Below are 25,383 nucleotides of genomic sequence, written 5' to 3'. Positions count from 1 at the left end.
ACTATGCCAGTTAATGCAAGTTTTATTATTGCATTAAATGCCGCACTGCGCGTAGGGGCTTTGATCCTTCTGCAACGTAATGATCAAAACAGCACATAAAGTGTATCAGATATTCTTGCAGATGCAGTTTGAGCAAGCCTACACTCGTGGCGTTTTAATGCAATCATAAAAGTTGCAGATTTTTCGTACGTCTCCTTTCTTTTTCACCAATGCGGAATAACAACAATGCATCTGCAAACATATAGGGTTCAATGGGCGGTAAGCCTGTCAGGAGTGATGTTGCTGGGAAGCCTGCTGGCCGGTTGCGATCGCGGGGTGGCGCAAAACGCCCCGCCGCCGCCGCCCGAAGTAAGTGTCGCGCAGGTGGTAGTGCAGAAAGTCAGCCAATGGGATAGCTTCAATGGCCGTTTCGAAGCGGTGCAGAGCGTGCAGCTGCGGCCGCGCGTTTCCGGCTATATCGATCAGGTCAATTATCGCGAAGGCGACGAGGTGAAAAAAGGTCAGGTGCTGTTCACTATTGACGATCGCACCTATCGCGCCACGCTCGAACAGGCGCAGGCCGAACTCGCCAACGCGCGCAGCCAGGCCACGCTGGCCCGCAGTGAATCGGCACGTACCGATAAACTGATCGGCACCAATGTGGTGTCACGCGAAGAGTGGGAACAGCGTCGCTCGGCGGCTAATCAAGCGCAGGCCAGCGTGCTGTCAGCCCAAGCGGCGGTGGATATGGCGCAGCTGAATCTCGATTTCACCCGCGTCACCGCACCGATTGAAGGCCGCGCCAGCCGCGCGATGATCACCACCGGCAACCTGGTGACCGCCGGTGACAGCGCCAGCGTGCTGACCACGTTAGTGTCGCAGGATCGCATGTACGTCTATTTCGACGTCGATGAAGCTACCTATCTGCATTATCAGGCGATGGCGCGTAAAGGCGAAAATCGCGGATCGCTGCCGGTGGAAGTGGCGTTGACCGGCGAAGAGGGCTTTCCGCATCGCGGCACCGTGGATTTCCTTGATAACCAGCTGACCGCCAGCACCGGTACCATCCGCATGCGCGCCTCGCTGGATAATCAGCAGCGTCAGTTCACGCCAGGCCTGTTTGCCCGCGTGCGCCTGCCGGGCAGCGCCGACTTCACCGCCCTGTTAATCGACGATAAAGCCGTGCTCACCGATCAGGATCGTAAGTACGTTTACGTGGTCGATGCGCAGGGTAAAGCCCAGCGCCGCGATATTCAGGCCGGTGATTTAGCCGATGGCCTGCGCATTGTGCAGCAAGGCCTGAAACCCGGCGACAAGGTGATCGTTAACGGCTTGCAGAAAGTCTTTATGCCTGGCATGCCGGTGACCGCCCAACCGGTGGCGATGCGCTCCGCTCAATAACCTTCGAGACTGCCTTTTATGGATTTCTCCCGCTTTTTTATCGACCGGCCGATCTTCGCCGCGGTGCTGTCGATTTTGATCTTTACCACCGGATTGATCGCCATTCCGCTGCTGCCGATCAGTGAATATCCCAACGTGGTGCCACCCAGCGTGCAGGTGCGCGCGGAATATCCCGGCGCCAACCCCAAAGTGATTGCAGATTCCGTGGCGACGCCGCTGGAAGAAGCCATCAACGGGGTAGAAAACATGATGTACATGAAATCCGTGGCCGGTTCTGATGGCGTGCTGGTCACCACCGTGACCTTCCGTCCAGGCACCGATCCGGATCAGGCGCAGGTTCAGGTGCAGAACCGCGTGGCTCAGGCCGAAGCGCGTCTGCCGGAAGAGGTGCGACAACTCGGCCTCACCACGCAGAAGATGTCACCGACGCTGACGCTGGTGGTGCACATGTTCTCGCCGCACGGCAAGTACGATTCACTCTATCTACGTAACTACGCCACGTTGAAGGTGAAAGATGAACTGGCGCGCCTGCCGGGCGTGGGTCAGATTCAGATCTTCGGGGCCGGTGAATACGCGATGCGCGTGTGGCTCGATCCCAATAAGGTGGCGGCGCGTGGCTTGACCGCATCCGATGTGGTCAGCGCGATGCAGGAGCAGAACGTGCAGGTTTCTGCCGGTCAGCTTGGCGCGGAGCCGCTGAAGAAACAGAGTGATTTCCTGCTGTCGATCAACACCCAAGGTCGTCTGGAGAGCGAAGAGCAGTTCGGCAATATCATCCTGAAAACCGCCGACGACGGCACGCTGGTGCGCCTGCGTGATGTGGCGCGCATTGAGATGGGTTCCGGCAGCTACGCGTTGCGTTCGCAGCTGAACAACAAAGATGCGGTGGGTATCGGTATCTTCCAGGCGCCGGGTGCCAATGCTATCGACCTGTCGAATGCGGTGCGCGACAAAATGGCTGAACTGGCAACCCGCTTCCCGGACGATGTGCAGTGGGCCGCGCCGTACGATCCAACGGTGTTCGTACGTGATTCGATCCGTGCCGTGGTGCAAACGCTGTTCGAAGCGATTGTGCTGGTGGTGCTGGTGGTGATTCTGTTCCTGCAGACCTGGCGCGCGTCGATCATCCCGCTGCTGGCGGTGCCGGTTTCGGTGGTCGGTACCTTCAGCATCCTCTATCTGCTCGGCTTCTCGCTCAATACCCTGAGTTTGTTTGGGCTGGTGTTAGCAATCGGTATCGTGGTGGATGACGCCATCGTGGTGGTGGAGAACGTCGAACGTAATATCGAACAAGGCTTGTCGCCGACGGCGGCGGCGCATCAGGCGATGCGTGAAGTGTCCGGGCCGATTATCGCCATTGCGCTGGTGCTGTGTGCGGTGTTCGTACCGATGGCGTTCCTGTCCGGCGTTACCGGTCAGTTCTATAAGCAGTTTGCGGTGACGATTGCCATTTCGACGGTGATCTCCGCCATCAACTCGCTGACACTGTCACCGGCGCTGGCGGCGCTGCTGCTGAAGCCGCATGATGCCGCGAAGGATATGCCGACGCGAATTATCGATCGCCTGCTCGGCTGGCTGTTCCGTCCGTTTAACCGCTTCTTCCAGCGCAGTTCGGATGGCTATGAATCGCTGGTGGGTAAAACCTTGCGTCGTCGTGGTGCGGTGTTCGGCGTGTACGTGCTGCTGCTGGCCGGTGCGGGCTTTATGTTCCATACCGTGCCGGGCGGCTTTATTCCGACCCAGGATAAGCTCTATCTGATTGGCGGCGTGAAGATGCCGGAAGGTTCGTCGCTGGCACGTACCGATGAAGTGATTCGCAAGATGAGCGAAATCGGCATGAACACCGAAGGCGTGGCCTATTCGGTCGCCTTCCCCGGCCTGAATGCGTTGCAGTTCACCAACACGCCGAATACCGGCACGGTGTTCTTCGGCCTGAAACCGTTCAACGAGCGTAAGCGCAGTGCGGCGGAGATCAACGCCGAGATCAACGCCAAAATCTCGAAAATCCAGCAAGGCTTTGGCTTCTCGATTATGCCGCCGCCGATTTTGGGTCTGGGACAAGGTTCGGGTTATTCGCTGTATGTGCAGGATCGCGCAGGCTTGGGTTACGGCGCGCTGCAAACCGCCATCAACACCATGACGGGTGCGGTGTTACAGACGCCGGGCATGATGTTCCCGATTTCATCCTACCAGGCCAACGTGCCGCAGTTGGATGTGCAGGTGGATCGTGATAAAGCCAAAGCGCAAGGCGTGTCGCTGACCGAACTGTTCAGTACGCTGCAAACCTATCTGGGATCGTCGTACGTTAACGATTTCAATAAGTTTGGTCGTACCTGGCGCGTAATGGCGCAGGCGGACGGCGATTTCCGCGATAGCGTGCAGGATATCGGTAATCTGCGTACCCGCAACGATCGCGGCGAAATGGTGCCGATTGGCAGCATGGTGAATATCACCACCACGTACGGCCCGGATCCGGTGATTCGCTACAACGGTTATCCGGCAGCGGACCTGATTGGCGATGCCGACCCACGCGTGCTCTCTTCGGCGCAGGCGATGCAGAAGCTGGAAGAGATGTCGACGCAGGTGCTGCCAAACGGCATGAACATTGAATGGACCGACCTGAGCTATCAACAATCAACGCAGGGCAATACCGCGCTGATCGTCTTCCCGGTCGCCGTTTTACTGGCGTTCCTGGTGCTGGCAGCGCTGTATGAAAGCTGGACGTTACCGCTGGCGGTGATCCTGATTGTGCCGGTAACCATGCTCTCTGCGCTGGTCGGCGTGTGGCTGACCGGTGGCGATAACAACGTGTTTGTGCAGGTTGGGCTGGTGGTGCTGATGGGGCTGGCGTGTAAGAACGCGATTCTCATCGTCGAGTTTGCGCGTGAGCTGGAGATGCAGGGCAAGAGCATTGTCGATGCGGCGCTGGAAGCCTGTCGTCTGCGTCTGCGTCCCATCGTCATGACCTCGATTGCCTTTATCGCCGGTACCATTCCGCTGATTCTTGGTGAAGGTGCGGGCGCGGAAGTGCGCGGCGTTACCGGAATTACCGTGTTCTCTGGCATGCTGGGCGTGACGCTATTTGGTCTGTTCCTGACACCAGTGTTCTATGTGACGCTGCGTAAGCTGGTGACGCGCAAGCAGCCGCAGGGTGAAGTGCAAACGGTGTGAAGGTTTTAGGTTAAATGAACAATCCGGGCCAAGTGCCCGGATTTTTTATAAATGTGCAGCCTACAGAAACCTTGTCAAACAACCGTAGGGTCGCCATTTATGGTGACCGATTAGCTAAAAATGAAGTGCAGTTCGCTAATGTGCATGGAATTGTATGGCTGGAGCATGAGGTAATAAAAAAGGTCGCCATGAATGGCGACCCTACGGGGTGTGGTTTTAGCGGCCTTTCTTACACAGGTCGGCGAGTTCGAGATCGGGCAGCTCTTCGCAGTTGCTGGTGTCGTTATGCTTCAGTTCGGCCAGCGCGTCCGCTACGGTGCGGGTTTCCAGCACTTTTAACGACGCTTCTTCAGCCTCTTCAGCAATCGATTTGAAATACCAACACAGGTTGGCACTGACCAAACAACGCGGTGCCACATCAGGGCGCGATGCCCAGAGTTTTTTATCTTCAATCACAGAAGTATAAATATCGCGCAGCGTGATCTCAGCGGCCGGGCGACCCAAATGAATCGAGCCGGTGCGGCCAAGCGTTGAGACGATGATGCCGTCACGCGTGAGCGGAACCATAAGTTTCCGAATGAAACTGGGGTTCGCTTCAAGACCATACGCCAATATGGCACTGGTCGAGCGTTTACCCAGTTGCTCCGCCATCGCTACGCTCAAAACCATCTGCAAAGCTGTCGGGAAGCGGTAATCAAGCATTTCTATATCCTGAGTTGCGGTTATCTTGTTGTTTTTATGCCGCGACAGTGAGTAATCAATGAGCAATAAATATAACAAACACTGTTGCTTTTTAGAAGTCAACGTCCGTGATCCAGGCACGTATTCCCCATTTAATCGGGCAGAAGCGCACAGGCTGCTTAGTTTATCACTCCCCTTTCCGACTGTGGGCTGGCCTGCGGCAACTTCTGCTGCAAAAGCACCACCAACAGCACGTTAATCAACGCCAGAACGCACAACAACCACAGCGTGGCGCTGGCTCCGAGGTGCTGAAACACATAGCCGCCAACCAGCGGCGTCAATGCCTGGCCGATTAAAGCGGGACGCGCCATGCGCCCTACCACAATCGCGTAAGCCTCTGGTTTGACCATCACCAGCGGTAAAGTTCCCCGCACAATGGCACGCAACCCATTCCCGGCACCGTACAGCACCATGCTGAGCACCGCAAATTGCGGATAACACGCCAGCAGCAGCAAGCCGAGCGCCACTAATCCCACCGAGAAAAAGGTGGTCCAGATCGGGTGACCGCGCTTAAAGGCGATATCCACGATGCGTGATCCCACCTGACACGGGCCGAGAATCGCGCTGATGGCCAGCGCCGACGCCAGCGTGTGGCCGCTGGCCTGCAGCAAGGTGATCAGCTGTACCGAAATGGCCGTCATGATCACCGATGCGAGAGTGAAAATGCTGCACAGCAGCCAAAACAGCGTTGGCGCCAGTTCGTCGCCCTGCGCGGTTGGTTTTGCTTTGGCGGCGGCAATTTTACCTTCCGGCGCGGGCAGCGCGTAAAGGTAGGCGGGCAACACTGAAACACATAGCAATCCGGCGATAGCAAAACAGGCGCCACGCCAATCCAGCCAGTGAATCAGCAGCGCGGTGCCAGGCCACACTAAAGTGGTACAGAAGCCGGAGATCAGCGTGATGCCTGTAATCGCACCGCGCGCCTGGCCGCCGTACAGCGTGCCGAGCGTGGCAAACAGCGCATCGTACAGGCCCATCGCCATACCAATGCCGATAATCAGCCAGGCAAAAAGAAACAGCGGCAGGTTATGACTCAATCCCATGATCACCAGACCGAGTGCCATCACCGCCCCGCTCGCCGCCAGCAATGCGCGGCCATAAGTGCGAGAAATCAGTCGCCCGCTCAGCGGTGCCAGCAAACCGGAAATCAGCATGCCGAGCGATAGCGCGCCATACACCCATTGTTGCGACCAGCCGGTTTCCGCCACGATGGGATTAGCCATCACCGCCATAAGATAGAAGGAGCCGCCCCATGACAGGATTTGCACTAATCCAAGCGTAACGATGGCGGCGGCAGGTGGCTTTGGCTGAGGCTTCACAACAATTATCCATTAGCAGGCAAAGCATTGTTATAACACGTTCATCCCGCTGGAAAAATCCCGCCGTTAGCTGCTTAACAAAAACCTTGCGCTGCGCTGGCAGACCGGCATCTAAGTCAGTACACTGAACAGTATGTTGTAACTATGGAGGCCAATTATGGCTCGTTATGATTTGGTTGCCGATCTGCATGACTGCGTCAATGCGCTGGAAGCGGGTTTGGGCGCGTTGCGTCAACAGATTGAGCAGCAACCGCTGCTGATTGCGCGGGTGTTTGGCCTGCCGGAAATCGAGAAAGGCCGTGAACATGATGAAATTGAACGCATCGCGGTGACGCAGCATCTTGGCAAAACGGCGCGCGATATGGCGCTGGCGCACTATTGCCGCCTGTTTATGCAGCATCAATCGGAAAAGCTCAGCACCAAAGCCGCCGTGCGTTTGCCGGGCGCGATTTGCATTGAAGCCGACGGCGATGTGCATGAACAGATTACGCAGCAGGTTGCGGAAATAAATACCCTGAAGCAGCGGCTGGAACAGCTGATTACCGTGGAGTCGGGCTTGCCGAGCGAAGCGCGCTTTGAGTTTGTCCACCAGCATCTGCGCGGGTTAATTACGCTCAATGCTTACCGCAGCGTGACGCTGCTTCACTCACCGGACAGTTTGCGCTTCGGCTGGGCAAATAAAAATATCATCAAAAACGTCACGCGTGATGAGGTGGTTGAACAGCTGGAGCGCAGCCTGAAGGCCAATCGCGCTCAGGCGCCGTGGACGCGCGAGCAGTGGGCGGAAAAAGTGCAATTGGAGCTGGAAGCGATCCTCGCGTTACCGGCGGGTGCGAAACTGAAAATCAAACGTCCGGTTAAGGTGCAGCCGATTGCCCGCGTGTGGCGCGCCAGCGAAAAGAAACAGGTGCAACTTGCCTGCCCTTCTCCGCTGTTGGTGCTGTGCCGCGATCGCACCCAGGTACCGATTCTGGGTGAGCTGCTGAATTACGATGCCGATAACGTGGCTTATCGCCACAAACCGCTGGCCGAGCCGCTGCATCTGATCATTCCGCGCCTGCATTTATGGAGCGATCGGCAGGTTTAAAAATAAATTTCAAAATCACTGCATCCAATTCATCACCTGCCCTCGTATATCAGAGTGTGAGCAACTTCTTCGCTCCCTACTACGAGGATTTATGATGAAAAAGCTAATGGGCATTGCAGTCGTATCCAGCACTTTACTGTTCACCGCAGGTGCATTCGCCGCGATGGATAATGGCTCCGTGATGGTAGGCGGAGCCGCGATGTATCCGCAAAAGAACATCGTTGAAAACGCGCTGAACTCTAAAGATCACACCACGCTGGTTGCTGCTGTTAAAGCGGCGGGCTTGGTGGAAACCCTCGAAGGTAAAGGTCCGTTTACCGTCTTCGCGCCAACCAATGCGGCCTTCGCCAAGTTGCCAGCGGGCACCGTTGATAGCCTGGTGAAACCGGAGAACAAAGCGAAGTTGACCAGCATCCTGACTTATCATGTGGTGGCGGGCAAATACGACATGAAAGCGCTGGAGATGAAAATCAAGCAAGGTGGCGGTCATGCCGAGCTGAAAACTGTTAACGGCCAACCGTTGTGGATTATGAATAATGGCCCGCACAATATTCAACTGAAAGATGGTCAAGGCAATGTGGCGAATATCAGCACTTATGACGTCAATCAGAAAAATGGTGTGATTGATGTGATTGATACCGTCTTAATGCCTAAGTAATTGCCTATACTCGGATTGGGCATTTTAGCCAACCGGGAAGATTATGGATAATAGGCTAACAGAACAATTAGTGACGTTATTGCCGGCGATCGCACAGGGCGATCGCCGCGCGTTTGAACAACTCTATCGACTGACTTCGCCACATCTCTTCGCCCTCACCCTGCGCATGCTACGCCAGCAAGGCTGGGCGGAAGAGGTGCTGCACGATTGCTATCTCACTATCTGGAACCGCGCCAACGCCTACGATGCCGCCCTTAGCGCGCCGATGACATGGATGACGCACATTGTGCGCAATCGCTGCATTGACGGGTTACGCAGCGGACAAGCGCGCATGACGCTTAATACAGAAGAGTTTGACGATCTAATGCAGATAACGGCGGAAGACGAACAGAATACCTGGCACGATCCGGCGCAAGCCGATCGCCTGCGACACTGCATTGGCCACCTGAGCAGCGAACAGCAGCAAAGCATCACGCTCGCCTATTATCAGGGAATGTCCCACAGTGATATTGCCGCCTGGCTACAACAGCCAGTTGGCTCGGTAAAAAGCTGGATTCGCCGCGCGCTGGAGCATCTGCGGGAGTGTGTGGGCCTATGAACGAAAACTTACAACGCGATGATGCCTTAGCGGCCGAGTATGCGCTGGGCACCTTAAGCGAGCTGGCGCGTTTGCGCTTTGAGCGCAGGCTGCGTAACGAGCCCGAGCTTGCGGCTAACGTCGCACGCTGGCAAACCATGCTGGCGGGCCTTGATAATCAGCTTGCGCCGGTCACGCCGCCGGAAAAGGTGTGGAAGAAGATTACGTTGAGCTTGCCCGAGCAACGCGCGATTCAACCTAAACGTCATTATGCCGGCTGGCTGGCGGCCGCCAGTATCGCGGCGATCGCCCTGCTCGCCTCACTGTTCCTGCAGCAGCCGACGTTAACACCGTTGACGGTACTGAACGATGCTCAGCATCAACAGCAATGGGTGGTCAGCGCGGACAGCAAACTGGCGCAGCTGAGCCTGACGCCGTTACATCCGGTGGCCATCGCCGACAGCAACAGTTTGCAGCTGTGGCTGATTCCGCCGGGCAAATCGCCGATTTCGCTGGGTTTGCTGGATAACCAGAAGGCAACCGATGTTGCGTTAAATAGCACGATTTCTCGCTCAGGCGTGATCGCTATCAGCCTTGAACCGCGCGGCGGCTCGCCAACGGGCCAGCCAACCGGTCCGGTGATGTATAGCGGGCAGCTGTAAATCAACGCACATTCCGTAGCGGCGCGATTTATCGCGCAATGAATTGCGCCGCTACGATGGGTGCTATGTCTCCTAACTTTTAACAGCAAATTACTGCTTCATGCTGCCAACCATCTCTTCCGGACGTACCCACTCATCGAACTGCTCTTCGGTCAGATAGCCGAGCTTCAGCGCCGAGCCTTTTAGTGTCAGGCCCTCTTTATGGGCTTTCTTGGCGATTTCCGCCGCTTTGTCGTAACCGATATGGGTATTCAGCGCGGTCACCAGCATCAGCGATTCGTTCAGCAACTGATCGATGCGCTCGCGTACCGGCTCAATGCCAATCGCGCAGTGGTGATTGAAGCTGTCCATACCGTCGGCCAGCAGTCGCACCGATTGCAGGAAGTTGTGGATCACCATTGGACGGAACACATTGAGCTCAAAGTTGCCGGACGCGCCGCCAATGTTCACCGCCACGTCGTTGCCCATCACCTGGCAACACAGCATGGTCAGCGCTTCGCACTGCGTCGGGTTCACTTTGCCCGGCATAATTGAGCTGCCAGGTTCGTTTTCCGGGATCGCCAGTTCGCCGATGCCGCAACGCGGGCCAGAGGCCAGCCAGCGTACATCGTTGGCAATTTTCATCAGCGAAGCCGCCAGACCTTTCAGCGCACCGTGCGCGTGGACCAGCGCATCGCAGGTCGCCAGCGCTTCAAACTTATTCGGCGCAGTAACAAATGGCTGTTTGGTCAAATCGGCCAGCGCTTTGGCTACACGTACCGCGTATTCCGGATGGGTATTCAGGCCGGTACCAACTGCGGTGCCACCCAGCGCCAGCTCCGCCACGTGCGGAATACTGTTTTCGATGTGCTTGAGATTGTGCTCGAGCATCGCCACCCAGCCGGAGATCTCCTGGCCGAGCGTCAGCGGGGTCGCATCCTGCAAGTGGGTTCGGCCAATCTTGACGATATCTTTGAAAGCGTCGGACTTCTCACTCAGCGTCTTTTTCAGCACATGAATCTGCGGAATCAGCTGCTCCCGCACGGCGATGACCGCGGCCACGTGCATGGCGGTGGGGAACACATCGTTGGAGCTTTGGCTTTTATTCACGTCGTCATTGGGGTGCACCAGACGCGACATGCCACGCTCGCCGCCAAGAATTTCACTGGCGCGGTTGGCCAGCACTTCATTCATGTTCATGTTGGTCTGGGTGCCGGAGCCAGTCTGCCAGATCGCCAGCGGGAACTCGTCGCTGTGTTTATCTGCCAGCACTTCGTCGGCGGCTTTAAGAATCGCCTGGGCGCGATCGGCAGGAAGCAAGCCGAGATCCTGGTTCACCTGCGCCGCCGCACGCTTGGTCAGCGCCAGCGCATGCACCAATGCCACTGGCATTTTCTCGGTTGAGATTTTGAAATGTTCCAGCGAACGCTGGGTTTGTGCGCCCCACAACTTATCTGCCGGTACTTCGATCGGTCCCATTGAGTCTTTTTCAATGCGATTGGCTGCCATGACTACGTCTCCTTAGCTCAGATTTTGAGGTTTCCGCTCTAAACGCCTTCCCGCGACGCCGTTGAGCGAGCAAGATTGTCACATACAAGAATTTAACATTATGCGAGCCTATCGCCTTTATTGCACTTGTTCGTGTATTTTCTATGGCACTTTCTGCTTTAATAAGCCTATTTACTTACGGTTATTAAGGGTAAACGATGCAAAAATTGAACAATTCGCTGCAAAATTACGCCTGGGGCAGCAAAACTGCGCTGACAGAACTCTACGGCATCGAAAATCCACAAGGTTTGCCGATGGCGGAACTGTGGATGGGCGCGCACCCGAAAAGCCCTTCGACCGTTGAGATCAACGGTGAAGCGCGTTCTCTGCGCGAAGTGATTGATGCCGACAAAGTCGCCACGCTAGGCAATGCGGTGGCGGAACGTTTCGGCGAGCTGCCATTCCTGTTTAAAGTACTGTGCGCCGATCAGCCTTTGTCGATTCAGGTACACCCGAGCAAAGCCGCTGCTGAAGAGGGTTTTGCGCGTGAAAATGCCGCTGGTATTCCACTCAGCGCCGCTGAACGTAACTATAAAGACGCCAATCACAAGCCCGAGCTGGTGTATGCGCTGACGCCATTCCAGGCGATGAACGGTTTCCGCGAGCTGCATGAAATTGTCTCGCTGCTGGAGCCGGTGGCCGGTGCGCATCCGCAAATCGCTCACTTCCTCGAAAACGCTAACGAAGCCAATCTGGCAAAACTGTTCGCCACCCTGCTTTCGCTGCAAGACGAGGCCAAATCGCGCGCCATCGGCGTACTGAAATCGGCGCTCAATGCGCGTGAAGGCGAACCGTGGCAGACGATCAAATCCATCGCCACCGATTATCCGGACGACAGCGGGCTGTTTTCGCCGCTGCTGCTCAATGTCATCACCCTGCAGCCGGGTGAAGCGATGTTCCTGTTTGCCGAAACGCCGCACGCGTATCTGAAAGGCGTGGCGCTGGAAGTGATGGCGAACTCCGATAACGTGCTGCGCGCCGGTCTGACGCCGAAGTTTATCGATATCCCGGAACTGCTGGCTAACCTGAAATTCCAGGCAAAACCGGCCGCGACGCTGTTGACTCAGCCGCAGCGCGACGGCGAAACCCTGAACTTCCCGATTCCGGTAGAAGACTTTGCCTTTGCCATTCATGGACTTTCTGCTGCGCCGCAATCGCTGGCACAAAACAGCGCTGCCCTGCTGTTCTGTATTGAAGGCCAGGCGGTGATTGAGAAGTCCGGTCAACAGCTGGTGCTGAAGCCAGGCGAATCCTGCTTTGTCGCCGCCAATGAGTCGCCGGTCAACGCGGCGGGCACCGGTCGTCTGGCGCGCGTATTTAACACGCTCAACTGAGTTCCGGCTGACGCTGCCAGCATTAACTGCTATTCTTTCAAACTATTAATTTAAAACGCCTGCGGGCGTTTTTCTTCACCCGTCGCGCACCGACCAGCGGCGTGCGGACGCAAGGATAAGGACGACACAGCGATGAAAAAGACCCAGGTTGCCGTAGGTGTAATTGTGGCGCTCGGCGTGATTTGGACTGGTGCTGCATGGTTTACCGGTAAACAACTGGAAAGCCACATGGATCAGATGTTGCAGAATGCCAACGCGCAGCTGAATGCTTACGCACCGAACAGCCGACTTACGCTGAGCTATCAGGATTACCAGCGCGGCGTGTTCAGCAGCAAAACCAAGTTGGTAGTACAGGCTAGCTCGCAAACCAATGACAACCCGCTGTTGAAGCCTGGTCAAAGCATCGTGCTGAACGAGACTATTGATCACGGTCCTTTCCCGTTCGCCCAGTTGAAGCGCGGCAGCCTGATCCCAAGCATGGCGTCGGTGCATACCGAGCTGGAAAACACCGATGCGGTGAAGAAACTGTTTGAACTAACCAACGGCAGATCGCTGGTTAATGCTGATACCCGCGTCGGTTACAGCGGTGCGACCAATACCGATCTCAACCTGCTGGCGGTGGATTACAATAATCCGCAGACCGGCGATCGTCTGGCCACCAACGGCGGCACGCTGAACATCAGCGCCGACAGCAAAGGCGACAAAGTCAGCCTCGACGGCGACTTCTCCAGCATCGCGGTCACCAGCAAAAATCAGGTGGAACAGCCAGTGCTGTTCACGCTCAATGGCCTGAAGCTGAGCGGCGATACCCACCTCAGCCCGGAAGGCGTGCGCGTTGGCGATCAGTCGATCTCTCTGGATAAACTGGATGCCAGCATCAACGGTCAGGAAGGTTTGTCACTGGAGAAGCTGAAAACCACCTCTTCCTTCGACAATAAAGAGGGCAAGATTGGCGGGCAGCTGGATGTCAACGTTGACAAGATTACCCTGCAGAAGCAGCCATTTGGTGAAGCTAAGCTGGCGATGAAGTTTGCGCAATTTGATGCGCAGGCGGTGAAAGCCTTCTCGGATACTTACAATGCGCAGATGCAGGATCTGCTGAACCAGCCGGGCGTGGCGGAAGATCCAATTCGCTATCAGGCCAGCGTGCAAACCATCCTGCGTAATAACCTGCCAACGCTGTTGAAAGGCTCGCCAACGCTGAGCATCGCGCCGTTGAGCTGGAAAAATGACAAAGGTGAAAGCACCTTTAACCTGAACGTCGGCTTTAACGATCCGGCCACCGTCACCGGCGAAGCGCAGAGTTTGGGTGCCGCAGTGGATCGCGTGCTGAAAACCCTCGACGGCAAGCTGGCGATCAATATGCCGATGGCGACAGAAACCATGCGTCATGTCGGTTTAGCGGAAGGTTATCAGGGTGATGATGCGCAGAAGCTGGCGGATCAGCAGGTGAAAGGTTTAGCGGCGATGGGCCAGATGTTCCGCCTGACGCAGCAGCAGGATGACAACATCGTCACCAGCCTGCAATACGGCAACGGTCAGGTAACCATGAACGGCGACAAGATGACGCTGGAGCAGTTCCTGTCACGTTATATGCTTGGCGCACCGACCAGCGAAGGCATGCCTGAGTAAATCACTTAAGCAATAAATTGCCAATGTATGCAGGTGCGCATGAATGCGCACCCTACGAAAATCCCGCCAAATCCCCGTAGGGTCGCCATTTATGGCGACCTTTTCACGCTTAACTGACAAGCATTAGGCCAATTGGCCGCCCTTAAACTTCCCCGCGCATTAGCTGCGGCGGCACAATCAAGTTTTGAATCTCCGCTTCCGGCTGCGCCAGCCGCTGCAACATCCTTTCCGCCGCCCTTCTTCCTACATCACGCGCTTCGCTACTGACAAAGGTCATGGTGGGATCGTGCAACTCCCGCTGCGGATCGTCATTAAAGCCCACCAGCGCCAACTGCTGCGTGTAGTAGCTATCCACCGCGCCTTCACCAAAGGTTCGCCCACAGCGTAACGCGCCGAAATAGCAGCCGAGCGCGGTGCTGCCGTTATGCGCCAAAATCGCCGTGATGCCGGGATGTTGACGCAACAATTGCAGCGTCAACGCCGACACGCTTTGCTGGCGATCGTCACACTCAATGATCCAGTCGGAGCGAAACGGCAAACCGTATTGCAGCAAAGTGGCGCAATAGCCGCCAATCCGCTCGGCGCGCGTCAGTGACGATCCCAAACCGCCCATCCAGGCGATGCGCTGATGGCCCTGACGAATCAGATACTCCGTCGCCATGCGCGCCGCCTGACTATTATCGGGACGCAATGAGTCGACGTTATCCAGGCTGCTGGCGCGTGAGGCGCAGACTAACGCAATGTTCTGCTCCTGCGCCTGCGGCACCAGCGTTTCCGCCTGCGCCACCGCGCCGCCGAGCACAATCCCTTCCGCGCCCTGCGCCACCAGCGTGTCAAAACAGCGTTTAAGATGTTGGCCGTGCTGACCGCTTTGTGTCAGCACCAGCACTTTGCCCTGCTGCTCCAGCACTTCGCTAAGCCCGGCCGTCATCGCAGCATAAAATGGCTGGCTGAGATCGCGCACGATCAAGCCGATTACGCCGCTTTCGCCGCCGCGCAAGATTGAGGCCGAACGATTACGCACGTAGCCAAGCTGCTCAATCGCCTGATTGACACGTGTGGCCGTAGCGGGCGAAATACGCCCTTTGCCGGAGAGCACCAACGACACGGTAGAGACCGACACCCCGGCGACCAACGCCACATCATGAATAGTGGTTTTCTGCTGGGACATAGCGTTCCGTTACCAACGTCCAAATTCAAAGAGGTAAAACGTTACACTGATTGCACCAAAAATAAAGTCTGCAATTAGTCACTCTTTGTGATTATAGCCACAAAAATAAGTGGTAAAACGTTTTATCATCCTTGACCACATTGAAGCCTTTAACTTTTATTGCCAGGAGAGTCTATGTCCGCCAGTCGTCCCAAAATGTCACTTTGGGAGTTTTTCCAAAGTCTGGGCAAAACATTTATGTTGCCCGTCGCACTGCTTTCGTTCTGCGGTATCCTGCTCGGCATCGGCAGTTCGCTCAGCAGCCGCGATGTGCTCACGCTCATCCCCGCGCTCGATCAGCCTTTCCTGCAATATATGTTTATCTGGCTGGCGAAGATCGGTTCCTTTGCTTTTAGCTATCTGCCGGTGATGTTTGCGATTGCCATTCCGCTCGGTATGGCGCGTGAGAACAAAGGCGTGGCAGCGTTTGCCGGTTTTGTTGGCTATGCGGTGCTGAACCTGAGCATCAACTTCTGGCTCAACATCAACGGCATTCTGCCAACCACCGATGCGGCGGTACTGAAAGCCAATAACGTACAAAATATTCTCGGCATTCAGTCCATCGACACCGGCATTCTCGGCGCGGTGATCGTCGGTATCGTAGTGTTCTGGCTGCATGAGCGTTTCCACAACATTCGCCTGCCAGATGCGCTGGCGTTCTTCGGTGGCACGCGCTTTGTGCCGATCGTCACCGCGATGGCGATGGGCGTGCTGGGCTTAGTGGTTCCGCATATCTGGCCATTCTTCGCCCGTGCGATTACCGGCCTTGGCTGGGTGATTAACAGCGCCGGTGAATTTGGTCCGATGATTTTTGGTACCGGCGAACGTCTGCTGCTGCCGTTTGGTTTGCAGCACATTTTGGTGGCGATCATCCGCTTTACCGATGCGGGCGGCACCATGGATGTGTGCGGTAAAAGTGTCAGCGGTGCGTTAACCATCTTCCAGGCGCAATTGGCGTGTGCGGATACGCACGGCTTTGCCGAGAGCGCCACGCGTTTCCTGTCGCAGGGTAAAATGCCGGCCTTCCTCGGCGGTTTGCCGGGTGCAGCATTGGCGATGTATCACTGCGCCCGTCCGGAAAACCGTCATAAAATTAAAGGCCTGCTGATTTCCGGCGTGGTGGCGTGCGTCGTGGGCGGCACCACGGAACCGCTGGAGTTCCTGTTCCTGTTTGTCGCGCCGGTGCTGTATCTGATCCACGCACTGCTGACCGGTTTAGGCTTCACCGTGATGGCGATGCTGGGTGTGACTATCGGTAACACCGACGGCAACGTGATCGACTTCTTCGTCTTCGGCGTGCTGCACGGCCTCTCCACCAAATGGTATTGGGTGCCGGTCATTGCTGCGGTGTGGTTCGTGTCTTATTACGTTATCTTCCGTTTTGCCATCAGCCACTTCAATATCAAAACCCCAGGTCGCGAAGTGGAAACCAACAGCGTGGAGCAGCAGGTTAATCGCGCAGCTGTCGGTAAATCGGGCTTCAACACGCCAGCGATTCTGTCGGCGCTGGGCGGCGTGGAAAACATCGCTTCACTGGATAACTGCCTGACGCGTCTGCGCATTACCGTGGTCGATATGAGCAAGGTGGATGATGCAATACTGAAAGCCAACGGCGCGATTGGCGTGGTGCATGTCAATGCCACCAATCTGCAAGTGGTGATGGGCCCGCAGGTGCAGTCGGTCAAAGATGAGATGGCACACCTGATGAGTGCGACGGTGTAATGATGCCGGATTTTAATTTCAATCAGGTGGTGGATCGCCACGGCAGCTGGTGTACGCAGTGGGATTTCGTGGCCGATCGGTTTGGCGTGGCGGATTTACTGCCCTTCACCATCTCCGACATGGATTTCGCCACCGCGCCTTGCATCATCGAGGCGCTGCAACAGCGCCTCACGCACGGGGTGTTTGGTTACAGCCGCTGGCAGCATGATGATTTTCTTTCTGCCATTCAACACTGGATGCGCAGCCGTTTCGCTACTGAAGTCGCGGCAGAATCGTTGATTTATGGCCCGTCGGTGATTTACATGGTGGCGCAGCTGTTGCGCCACTGGACGCAGCCGGACGATGAAGTGCTGATCCACACGCCTGCTTACGATGCGTTTTACCACACCATCAACGGCAATCAGCGTCGCGTGCTGGAGCTGCCGCTGCAGCGCCACGGAAGTGAATGGCTGTGCGACATGGCGCAGCTGGAAAGCTTGCTGGCGCGTCCGCGCTGTAAAATGATGCTGCTGTGCAGTCCACACAATCCTACCGGCAAAGTGTGGCGCGAAGACGAGCTGCGCCAGATGGCCGCGCTGTGCGAAAAGCATGGCGTGAAGGTGATCAGCGATGAAATCCATATGGATATGGTGCTGAGTGATGCGCGGCATACGCCGTGGAGCGAGGTTGCGCAGTCCGATTGGGCGCTGTTCACCTCGGCCTCCAAGAGCTTCAATATTCCGGCGCTGACCGGCGCGTGGGGCATCATTCCGGACGAGCGCGATCGTCAGGCGTGGTTCCACGCGCTGAAGCAGCAGGATGGTTTATCCTCGCCGGCAGTAATGGCGCTTGCCGCCACCATCGCCGCGTATCGCGATGGCGCGCCGTGGCTGGATGCGTTGCGTACCCATTTACGTGGCAATATGCAGCACATCGCGCAGCGCCTGAATACGGCATTTCCGCAGCTTAACTGGCAGCCGCCCGCCGCCACTTACCTGGCGTGGATCGATCTCAATCCGCTTGGCATTGACGAACAGGCGCTGCAACAGCGTCTGATTCATCAACACAAAGTGGCGATCATGCCCGGTTCGACTTACGGTGCAGCCAGTCGCGGTTATCTGCGTCTCAACGCCGGTTGCCCGCGCAGCAAGCTGGATGATGGGCTGGATCGTCTCATCGCCGGGTTAAAATCGTTCTGAAATGCGACGGATGCTGATTAATTCAGCATCCGTTTTCCTGTTTGCGCAAATCGCTGGCGCTGTTGCGCAAGATGTTTTTATAATCCTCTGCACTTTATGAAACTTAAGCGAGTGCGCCATGATTGATCTAAAACTCCCCCTCACCGACATTCACCGCCACCTTGATGGCAATATCCGCGCACAAACCATTCTCGATTTAGGTCGTCAGCATAATCTTGCGCTGCCCGCTGATTCGCTTGATGCATTGCGCCCGCATGTGCAGGTCACCGCGAATGAACCGGATCTGGTGAGCTTCCTGCAGAAACTCGACTGGGGCGTGAAAGTGTTGGGCGATCTTGATGCCTGCCGCCGTATCGCGCTGGAAAACGTTGAAGATGCGGCGAGCGCTGGCATTCACTATGCGGAACTGCGCTTCTCACCGGGCTATATGGCAATGACCCACAAGCTGCCGATTGCCGGCGTGGTTGAAGCGGTGATTGATGGCGTGCGGGCCGGTATTCAGCAATATGGCGTTGATGTGCGCCTGACCGGCATTATGAGCCGTACCTTTGGTGAAGAAGCTTGCCTGCGCGAGCTGGAAGGTTTGCTGGCGCATCGCGATGGCATCACCGCCGTCGATTTGGCCGGTGACGAATTAGGCTTCCCAGGCAGCGAATTCCTCAGCCACTTTAATCGTGCGCGTGACGCCGGTTTCCGCATTACGGTTCACGCCGGTGAAGCCGCAGGCCCGGAAAGCATCTGGCAAGCGATTCGCGAGCTGGGCGCAGAGCGTATTGGTCACGGCGTGAAGGCGATTGAAGACCGCGCACTGATGGATTTCCTTGCCGAGCAGCGCATTGGTATTGAGTCTTGCCTGACCTCGAATATTCAGACCAGCACCGTATCATCGCTGAGCAGCCATCCGCTAAAAACCTTCCTGCAGCACGGCATTCTCGCCACCATTAACACTGACGATCCGGCGGTCCAGGGCGTTGAGCTGGCACATGAGTATGAAGTGGCGGCACCGCAAGCAGGATTGACGGCGGAAGAGATGCGTCAGGCGCAGGATAATGGCGTAACCATCGCGTTCCTGAGTGATGCCGAGAAAGCCGCGCTGCGCGCACGCGTGGCGGGATAAAAAAAGGTGCGCATAACGCGCACCTTACATTGTAGGGTCGCCATTCATGGCGACCGCTTTACAGAATTAACGCAACGACATAGTCTGGCGCTTCTCGGCGGACTGCAAGCCCAGCTCGATCAATTCCATAACCTGAATCGCCTCTTCTGCCTGCACCGGATTTGCACCTGTGCCCGCAATTGCATCACGAATACCTGCGTAATATGCCGGATAGTTGCCTGGCAAAGTCAGAAGCTCTTTCTCCACCATCACATCGCCTTCCGCCAGCGTCAGCGTACCGTTGCGCATGTCGTAGCCCCAATCTTCCTGCGGCGGACGTTCACCCGCTTTCAGACGATCTTCCTGTGGATCGAGGCCGTATTTCACGTAGCTGCCGCGCGTGCCGTGCACCACAAAGCGTGCTGATTCCGCCGCCACCAGCATGCTGGCGTGCAGCACCACGCGGCGCGTTGGATAGGTCAACACGGCATGGAAGTAATCGGTGGTTTGAGCGCCTGGACGCAGCTCTGCCATATCGACATTGATAGCGACCGGCGTGCCAAATAGCTGCAGCGCCTGGTCCAGCACGTGTGGTCCGAGATCGAACCAAATGCCGCTGCCCGCGCCTTTCATTTCACGCCAGCGCTGACGCACTTCAGGGCGGAAACGGTCAAAGTGGGATTCGAAGTAACGCACTTCGCCCAAGGTGCCGTCGTTCAGCAAGGATTTCAGCGTCAGGAAATCGCTGTCCCAGCGGCGGTTATGGAACACCGACAGCAGCAGACCTTTGGCTTTGGCCAGCGCATCCAGCTCACGCGCCTGTGACAACGTCACGGTAAATGGCTTATCGACCACCACGTGTTTACCGGCGTTAAGTGCCGCTTTGGCTAAGGGAAAATGGGTGTCATTCGGGGTCGGAATAACAATCAGTTGCAGTGTCGGGTCGTCCAGCAGCGCCTGTGGATCGGAAACCACCTGCACTGACGGCCAGTCAGCATGCACTTTGCTGGCATCGCTGCTCGAGATCGCCGCCAGCTCAACATCCGGCGTACCGGCGATCAAGGGTGCATGAAAGGTTTTGCTGGCAAAACCGTAGCCGATTAGGCCGACACGTAATTTATCGCTCATTCTCATTCCTCTTGTTCGTTACCAGACTGATTTAAGACGAATCGGTCTATAAGAACAAGGCGGAATCACCTGAAAACTCAGGAAATAGCACTCCGTGCGGATTGCCAGCTCTCATGAGCCACCAAAGCATCCTGGGCATCCTGGCTGCGGCGGCGGAAGTCGCTGGGGCTGACGCCAACGCGTTTGCGGAACACGCGCGAGAAGTAGAGCTGGTCGTCGTAGCCCACTTCGCGGCCAACAGAAGCAATCGGTTCCTGAGTGGTTTGCAGCAGCAGTTTGGCGCGGATAACCCGCTGATCTTCGCGCCAGCGCAGCAGATTAATACCCATTTGCTCGCGGAACAGATGCGCCAGCCGTGACGGCGACAGACAAACGTGACGCGCCACTTCTTCAATCTTCACTTCGCCCGCCAGATGATTGGTGACGTACTGGCAAGCTTCTATCACGCGTGGATCGCGAATCTGTTGATGGCTGCGCGGGTCCTCTTCCACCGCGCGCAGCAGCAGGCGCTCCAGCAGGTTCATCGCCAGCTCTTCGGCGAAGCGACGTCCGGAGTTGTGGGTTTGTTCGATGCTGGCGAACAGGCGATCAAACTCGGCACGCTGCGCTTCCGACAAACGTAAACGCCCCACGCCCTGACTTTCATCCTGCCACTGCAACCAATCGGTCCAGTAGGCGCGCGGACGGAAATAGACCCAGCGATGGAACCAGCATGGACTATCGGGTGCGCGTCCGTAATAGTGCGGTGTTTTCGGTTGAAACAGCAGCAGATCGCCCGGCTCGCAGTCGAAAGCGGATTCACCATCAAACACGCGGCCCTGACCTTTAATAGTCAGATTGAGGATGTAGCCTTTCATGCCGTGCGGACGATCGATAAAGAAATCGAGCGCGTCATTGGCGTTAATCGGCGTCAATCCTGCCACCAGCCAGGCATTGAACGCATAGCCCGGCAATAAGGGATTCTGCTGCTCACTCGGGGGTTCACGATGGTACATAGTGGCCTCACTTATCGCGTGAAATGCGGCGAGCGCGCCCGCTATCCGGCGCGCTCAGCCTTGGTTATCAGGCGGCTTTACTTTTTTGTTTGTAACGGTCAAAAATCACCGCCGCTAACAGTATCAAACCGCGCACCACATACTGTGAGAATGGCGAGATATTCAATAAATTCATCGCATTCTCAACCGTGCCGAGAATCAGCACGCCCGCTACCACGTACGAAATTTTGCCGATGCCGCCTTTCAGCGATACGCCGCCCAGCACGCAAGCCGAAATCACAATCAGCTCGTAACCGAGCGACGTCATTGGCTGGCCGCTGGTCATGCGCGACGCCAGAATGATGCCCGCCGCCGCCGACACTAAACCCGACAAGATGAAGATGATGATGCGCGTACGCACCACCGGCACACCGGCCAGACGCGCGGCTTCTTCGTTGCCGCCAATCGCCAGCGTATTGCGGCCAAAGGTGGTTTTATTTAGCAGGAAGCCGAACAGCACCATGGTGGCAATGGTCAGCCAGATTGGCGCCGGCACGCCGAGCCAGTTGGCGTAACCGAGGGTAAAGAAGCGCTCGTCTTCAATGCCCACCGCTTTGCCGTCGGAGAAGATATAAGCCAGACCGCGCACAATCTGCATGGTGGCCAGCGTGGTGATTAAGGCATTGATTTTCAACCGCGCGATGACGAAGCCGTTGATAAAGCCAGTGGCCATGCCGAGCAGTAAACCGGCCGCGACGCCAATCCATAGACTTTCGGTCATGTTGATCACCACTGCGGTGACCACACCGGCGCAGGCGATCACCGACGCCACTGAAAGGTCAAAGTCGCCTGAGGCGAGGCAGAACAGCATGCCGCACGCCACCATGCCGGACATCGACATCGCCAGACCGAGCCCTTTCATATTGATGATGGATCCAAAGTTCGGTACGAATATGGCACAAACGATAAACAGCAGTGCGAACACCACCAGCATGCCGAAGTTGTCCCAAATCCGCCCAAGTTGCAGCCCGTTGCGTTGCACCGGTGGCGTGTTGGAAGTGGTAGATGAAGCCATTATTGCTCTCCTTTACATCAGGCCACGGCGGCCGCTTGAGTGGTTTTCGGCATCGCCAGGCTCAGCGTCAGCTGCTCTGTGGCCGTGTCGTGGGACAGTTCACCGGCAATTTCACCTTCACGCATCACCAGAATGCGATCGGCTAATCCCATCACTTCCGGCAAGTCGCTGGAGGCAAACAGCACCGCAATGCCTTTTTTCGCCAGGGCATAAATCAGGTTGTAGATTTCGTGTTTGGCACCGACGTCAATGCCGCGCGTTGGCTCATCGAGCAGAATCACGTTCATCTCTTCCGACAGCCAACGGCCCAGAATTGCCTTCTGCTGATTACCGCCCGAAAGGTTCATGATCAGCTGCTGCGGACCCGGCGTTTTGATGTTGAGTGAACGAATGTGGATATCGGCATTTTTCGCCTCCCAGCTCGGTTTGATCAGGCAACCGGCGGTGAGATTGTGGCGACGCGCGCTGATGTTGATGTTATCGCGCACCGAATGCACCGGAATGATGCCCTCAGATTTGCGATCTTCCGGGCACAGCATGATGCCGGCGCGGATAGCGTCGATCGGCTGGCGAATGTTGAGCTTTTTGCCATCCAGCGTCACGGTACCGCCGCGCAGTTTGGTGGCACCGAACAGCCCTTTCATCAATTCGCTGCGTCCTGCGCCAACTAAGCCAAATAGCCCAACGATTTCACCGGCGCGCACCGTTAACGAAATCGGCGTGCGCACGCCCTTCGCCTCTACCGCGTCCAGCTGCAGACGCACGGGACCAAGTTCACGCGGCGCGTAACCATAAATATCCCCCAGATTGCGTCCCACCATCGCCTGCACCAGATCGTCGTGATGGGTGTTTTTCATGTCGGTGAAGGTACGCACATAGCGACCATCTTTAAACACGGTGATGGCATCGCTCAACGCGAAAATCTCTTCCATGCGGTGCGACACGTAAAGCACGGTGCGGCCCTGCTCGCGCAGCTGGCGGATGACGCGGAACAAGTGATCAATCTCGCGCGCTGACAGCGAGCTGGTCGGTTCGTCAAAGGCGATAATGCGCGCGTTACGCGCCAGCGCTTTGGCGATCTCCACCATCTGCCACTGGCCGAGCGACAGGTATTTCAGCGGCATATCCGGATCGATATCCATGCCGAGATTTTGCAGCTGCAAACCGGCTTCATAGCGCAGCAGTTTGCGATTCACCAAACCGCGCTTGTGCGGCAGCTGGCCGAGATAGATGTTCTCCGCCACGCTCATTTCCGGCACCAGATGCAGTTCCTGGTAAATGATCGCCACGCCGGCGTCCAGCGCATCCACGGTAGTGTTGAAACTCTTCGGCTGGCCTTTAATGCGAATTTCGCCGCCGCTCGGCTGATAACTGCCACTGAGGATTTTCAACAGCGTCGATTTACCGGCACCGTTTTCCCCCATCAGCGCGTGCACTTCACCGGCGCGGCAGCTGAATGAGATATCCTGCAGCGCTTTCACGCCGGGAAAGGTTTTGCTGATGCCATGAAACGACAGAAAGGCTTGATCAGTGTTCATGGAAACTCCTAAGTCATGGGCCCTGCGCATTAATGCGCACCCTACAAAACCGCATCGTAGGGTCGCCATTTATGGCGACCTTCCAAAACCGCTGATCCTTACTTCAGCCCTTTCTTATCCAGCTCGGCTTTGAAGTTATCGCGGGTAATCAGCACCACATCGGTGACTTCGGTGAACTTCGGCGGCTCCTGATCTTTGGTTACCCAGTTGTAGAGCATCTGGCTGCTCTTATAACCGTGCACATCCGGGCTTGGCAGCAGCGAACCGTAGAAGCCGGTGGCGGAACCTTTAGACAGCTCACTCACCGCATCGACACCGTTGATGCCGATACCAATCACATCGGGCGCCTTGAAGCCCTGACCTTCGGTGGCGCGCACGCCGCCCAGCACGGTGTTATCGTTCATGCCGAGAATCAGCCAGTGTTTAACTTCCGGATGCTGCACCAGCAGCGAGTTACCGGCGTCAAACGCGCCAGGAATATCGTTGGATTTGGTCGGTACCTGATAAATCTGCTTCTCCGGGAAACCGGCGGCTTTCAGCGCATCCATTGAACCGCTGGTGCGGCGGCGTGCAGTGTCGAGCTCGTTGGCGGTGATGGCCATCACGCCGGTCTCTTTCACATCCCAGCCGCGTTTCTGCATCTCTTTATACAGTTCTTGTCCCTGACGCTCGCCGATCTTGGTCGCGGCCATCATCACTAATGGCACGGTATCCATCGGCTTGCCTTTGGCGGTGACGAACTGGTCATCGACGGCGATCACTTTCAGACCGTAACCGCGCGCTTTGGCGACAATCGCCGAGCCGAGTTTGGGATCCGGCGTACAGATAACGAAGCCTTTCGCACCGCTGGCGGCCAGGCTATCGATAGCGTTGAGGGTTTTCTCGCCGTCAGGCACCGCAATTTTGATCACTTCGAAACCGAGATCCTTGCCGGCTTTATCCGCGAATTTCCATTCGGTCTGGAACCAGGGCTCTTCCGGTTGTTTGACAAGGAAACCGAGTTTCATGGTCTCGGCGATAGCGGATTGTGACATAACCGCAGCGAGACCAACCGCCGCCAGCGTTTTAGTGAATTTATGCATGATGCTCTCCGGCACAATGTTGTTTTAGGCTGTTATTAACCAATCGGTGTAAACGCTACCAATCAAATAATTCTGTGGGGTACAGCTAAAAATCAGCGCGTTAGCACAAAGGTTGTACAAAGGCTGCGCAAACGCTGGGCTAGTTGTAGCGGGAATGGAGATGAAAAATGTAGAGCGGTATCACATCCCAAAACGATGACAAAATCCTCCATATATTCAGCAAATTTAACCGGTCATTAACTTTTGCTATGGATCACACATCCTCGCCGATGACAGAAAAGTGCATATTCTC

At 56.3% G+C, this 25,383-nt stretch carries 20 protein-coding genes; 11 read left to right on the top strand and 9 right to left on the bottom strand.

Annotation, left to right across the window (positions count from 1 at the left end):
- Positions 1 to 225: 225 nt before the first annotated feature.
- Both ACXIZX_RS08360 and oqxB read left to right on the top strand, forming a co-directional pair.
- Positions 226 to 1,380, top strand: coding sequence for an efflux RND transporter periplasmic adaptor subunit (locus tag ACXIZX_RS08360; RefSeq protein ID WP_479403931.1), 1,155 nt, complete (start codon positions 226 to 228; stop codon positions 1,378 to 1,380).
- Between the two features lie 18 nt (positions 1,381 to 1,398).
- On the top strand, positions 1,399 to 4,551 hold the full coding sequence (oqxB, locus tag ACXIZX_RS08355) for a multidrug efflux RND transporter permease subunit OqxB (protein ID WP_061720138.1): 3,153 nt from the start codon (positions 1,399 to 1,401) through the stop codon (positions 4,549 to 4,551).
- Positions 4,552 to 4,767: 216 nt separating this feature from the next.
- Here the strand turns inward: oqxB and ACXIZX_RS08350 are convergent, their stop codons facing one another.
- Together ACXIZX_RS08350 and ACXIZX_RS08345 are read right to left on the bottom strand one after the other, a co-directional pair.
- Positions 4,768 to 5,253, bottom strand: coding sequence for an RrF2 family transcriptional regulator (locus ACXIZX_RS08350; protein ID WP_008110154.1), 486 nt, complete (start codon positions 5,251 to 5,253; stop codon positions 4,768 to 4,770).
- A 158-nt stretch (positions 5,254 to 5,411) separates the two neighbouring features.
- Entirely contained in the window at positions 5,412 to 6,611 is a 1,200-nt protein-coding gene (locus tag ACXIZX_RS08345) for an MFS transporter (protein ID WP_479403930.1), read from the bottom strand.
- A gap of 157 nt (positions 6,612 to 6,768) precedes the next feature.
- Here ACXIZX_RS08345 and tus point away from each other — a divergent pair, with 157 nt between their 5' ends.
- The 4 genes from tus (at position 6,769) to ACXIZX_RS08325 (ending at position 9,595) form a co-directional block, all read left to right on the top strand.
- Positions 6,769 to 7,698, top strand: a complete 930-nt coding sequence (gene tus / locus ACXIZX_RS08340; RefSeq protein ID WP_479403929.1) for a DNA replication terminus site-binding protein — start codon at positions 6,769 to 6,771, stop codon at positions 7,696 to 7,698.
- Positions 7,699 to 7,792: 94 nt separating this feature from the next.
- On the top strand, positions 7,793 to 8,356 hold the full coding sequence (locus tag ACXIZX_RS08335) for a fasciclin domain-containing protein (RefSeq protein ID WP_008110148.1): 564 nt from the start codon (positions 7,793 to 7,795) through the stop codon (positions 8,354 to 8,356).
- Positions 8,357 to 8,399: 43 nt separating this feature from the next.
- Positions 8,400 to 8,954: a sigma-70 family RNA polymerase sigma factor gene (locus ACXIZX_RS08330; RefSeq protein ID WP_179451065.1), complete on the top strand. Its 555-nt coding sequence runs from the start codon at positions 8,400 to 8,402 to the stop codon at positions 8,952 to 8,954.
- Positions 8,951 to 9,595, top strand: coding sequence for an anti-sigma factor (locus tag ACXIZX_RS08325; protein WP_479403928.1), 645 nt, complete (start codon positions 8,951 to 8,953; stop codon positions 9,593 to 9,595). Before ACXIZX_RS08330 ends, ACXIZX_RS08325 begins: the two co-directional genes overlap by 4 nt.
- 90 nt (positions 9,596 to 9,685) lie before the next feature.
- Here ACXIZX_RS08325 and fumC read toward each other — a convergent pair whose 3' ends face one another.
- Complete coding sequence (gene fumC, locus ACXIZX_RS08320) at positions 9,686 to 11,083, bottom strand: class II fumarate hydratase (RefSeq protein ID WP_154152367.1); 1,398 nt, start codon at positions 11,081 to 11,083, stop codon at positions 9,686 to 9,688.
- Between the two features lie 197 nt (positions 11,084 to 11,280).
- On the opposite strand from fumC, the gene manA reads away from it, so the two are divergent.
- Positions 11,281 to 12,456, top strand: coding sequence for a mannose-6-phosphate isomerase (gene manA / locus ACXIZX_RS08315; RefSeq protein WP_479403927.1), 1,176 nt, complete (start codon positions 11,281 to 11,283; stop codon positions 12,454 to 12,456).
- 132 nt (positions 12,457 to 12,588) lie between these two features.
- Complete coding sequence (locus ACXIZX_RS08310; RefSeq protein ID WP_479403926.1) at positions 12,589 to 14,088, top strand: YdgA family protein; 1,500 nt, start codon at positions 12,589 to 12,591, stop codon at positions 14,086 to 14,088.
- 142 nt (positions 14,089 to 14,230) lie between these two features.
- On the opposite strand, the gene malI is transcribed toward ACXIZX_RS08310, so the two are convergent.
- Complete coding sequence (malI, locus tag ACXIZX_RS08305; protein ID WP_479403925.1) at positions 14,231 to 15,259, bottom strand: Mal regulon transcriptional regulator MalI; 1,029 nt, start codon at positions 15,257 to 15,259, stop codon at positions 14,231 to 14,233.
- A 174-nt stretch (positions 15,260 to 15,433) separates the two neighbouring features.
- Between malI and malX the strand changes: the two genes are divergently transcribed.
- The 3 genes from malX (at position 15,434) to add (ending at position 19,315) form a co-directional block, all read left to right on the top strand.
- Complete coding sequence (gene malX, locus ACXIZX_RS08300) at positions 15,434 to 17,020, top strand: maltose/glucose-specific PTS transporter subunit IIBC (protein ID WP_479403924.1); 1,587 nt, start codon at positions 15,434 to 15,436, stop codon at positions 17,018 to 17,020.
- Positions 17,020 to 18,198, top strand: a complete 1,179-nt coding sequence (locus tag ACXIZX_RS08295; protein WP_479403923.1) for a MalY/PatB family protein — start codon at positions 17,020 to 17,022, stop codon at positions 18,196 to 18,198. The genes malX and ACXIZX_RS08295 overlap by 1 nt, the downstream gene beginning before the upstream one ends.
- 118 nt (positions 18,199 to 18,316) lie before the next feature.
- Positions 18,317 to 19,315, top strand: coding sequence for an adenosine deaminase (gene add, locus ACXIZX_RS08290; protein WP_179451077.1), 999 nt, complete (start codon positions 18,317 to 18,319; stop codon positions 19,313 to 19,315).
- Positions 19,316 to 19,381: 66 nt separating this feature from the next.
- Here the strand turns inward: add and ACXIZX_RS08285 are convergent, their stop codons facing one another.
- From ACXIZX_RS08285 to ACXIZX_RS08265, 5 genes are all read right to left on the bottom strand, one after another.
- Positions 19,382 to 20,422 (bottom strand): oxidoreductase, encoded by a 1,041-nt coding sequence (locus tag ACXIZX_RS08285; protein ID WP_008110233.1) that lies wholly within the window; start codon positions 20,420 to 20,422, stop codon positions 19,382 to 19,384.
- 77 nt (positions 20,423 to 20,499) lie between these two features.
- Entirely contained in the window at positions 20,500 to 21,417 is a 918-nt protein-coding gene (araC, locus tag ACXIZX_RS08280) for an arabinose operon transcriptional regulator AraC (protein WP_008110234.1), read from the bottom strand.
- Positions 21,418 to 21,484: 67 nt separating this feature from the next.
- Positions 21,485 to 22,471 carry an L-arabinose ABC transporter permease AraH gene (gene araH / locus ACXIZX_RS08275; RefSeq protein ID WP_008110235.1) on the bottom strand — a complete coding sequence of 329 codons (987 nt, stop codon included), beginning with the start codon at positions 22,469 to 22,471 and terminating at the stop codon, positions 21,485 to 21,487.
- A gap of 17 nt (positions 22,472 to 22,488) precedes the next feature.
- Positions 22,489 to 24,009 carry an L-arabinose ABC transporter ATP-binding protein AraG gene (gene araG / locus ACXIZX_RS08270; RefSeq protein ID WP_479403922.1) on the bottom strand — a complete coding sequence of 507 codons (1,521 nt, stop codon included), beginning with the start codon at positions 24,007 to 24,009 and terminating at the stop codon, positions 22,489 to 22,491.
- Positions 24,010 to 24,107: 98 nt separating this feature from the next.
- The gene (locus tag ACXIZX_RS08265; RefSeq protein ID WP_061720153.1) at positions 24,108 to 25,091 is read right to left on the bottom strand and encodes an arabinose ABC transporter substrate-binding protein; all 984 of its coding nucleotides are present in this window, start codon (positions 25,089 to 25,091) and stop codon (positions 24,108 to 24,110) included.
- Positions 25,092 to 25,383: the final 292 nt, after the last annotated feature.

It is taken from the genome of Candidatus Pantoea symbiotica (assembly GCF_056491525.1).
Note: the sequence above shows the minus strand (reverse complement) of the source record. Positions and strands in the feature narration are given on the sequence as shown.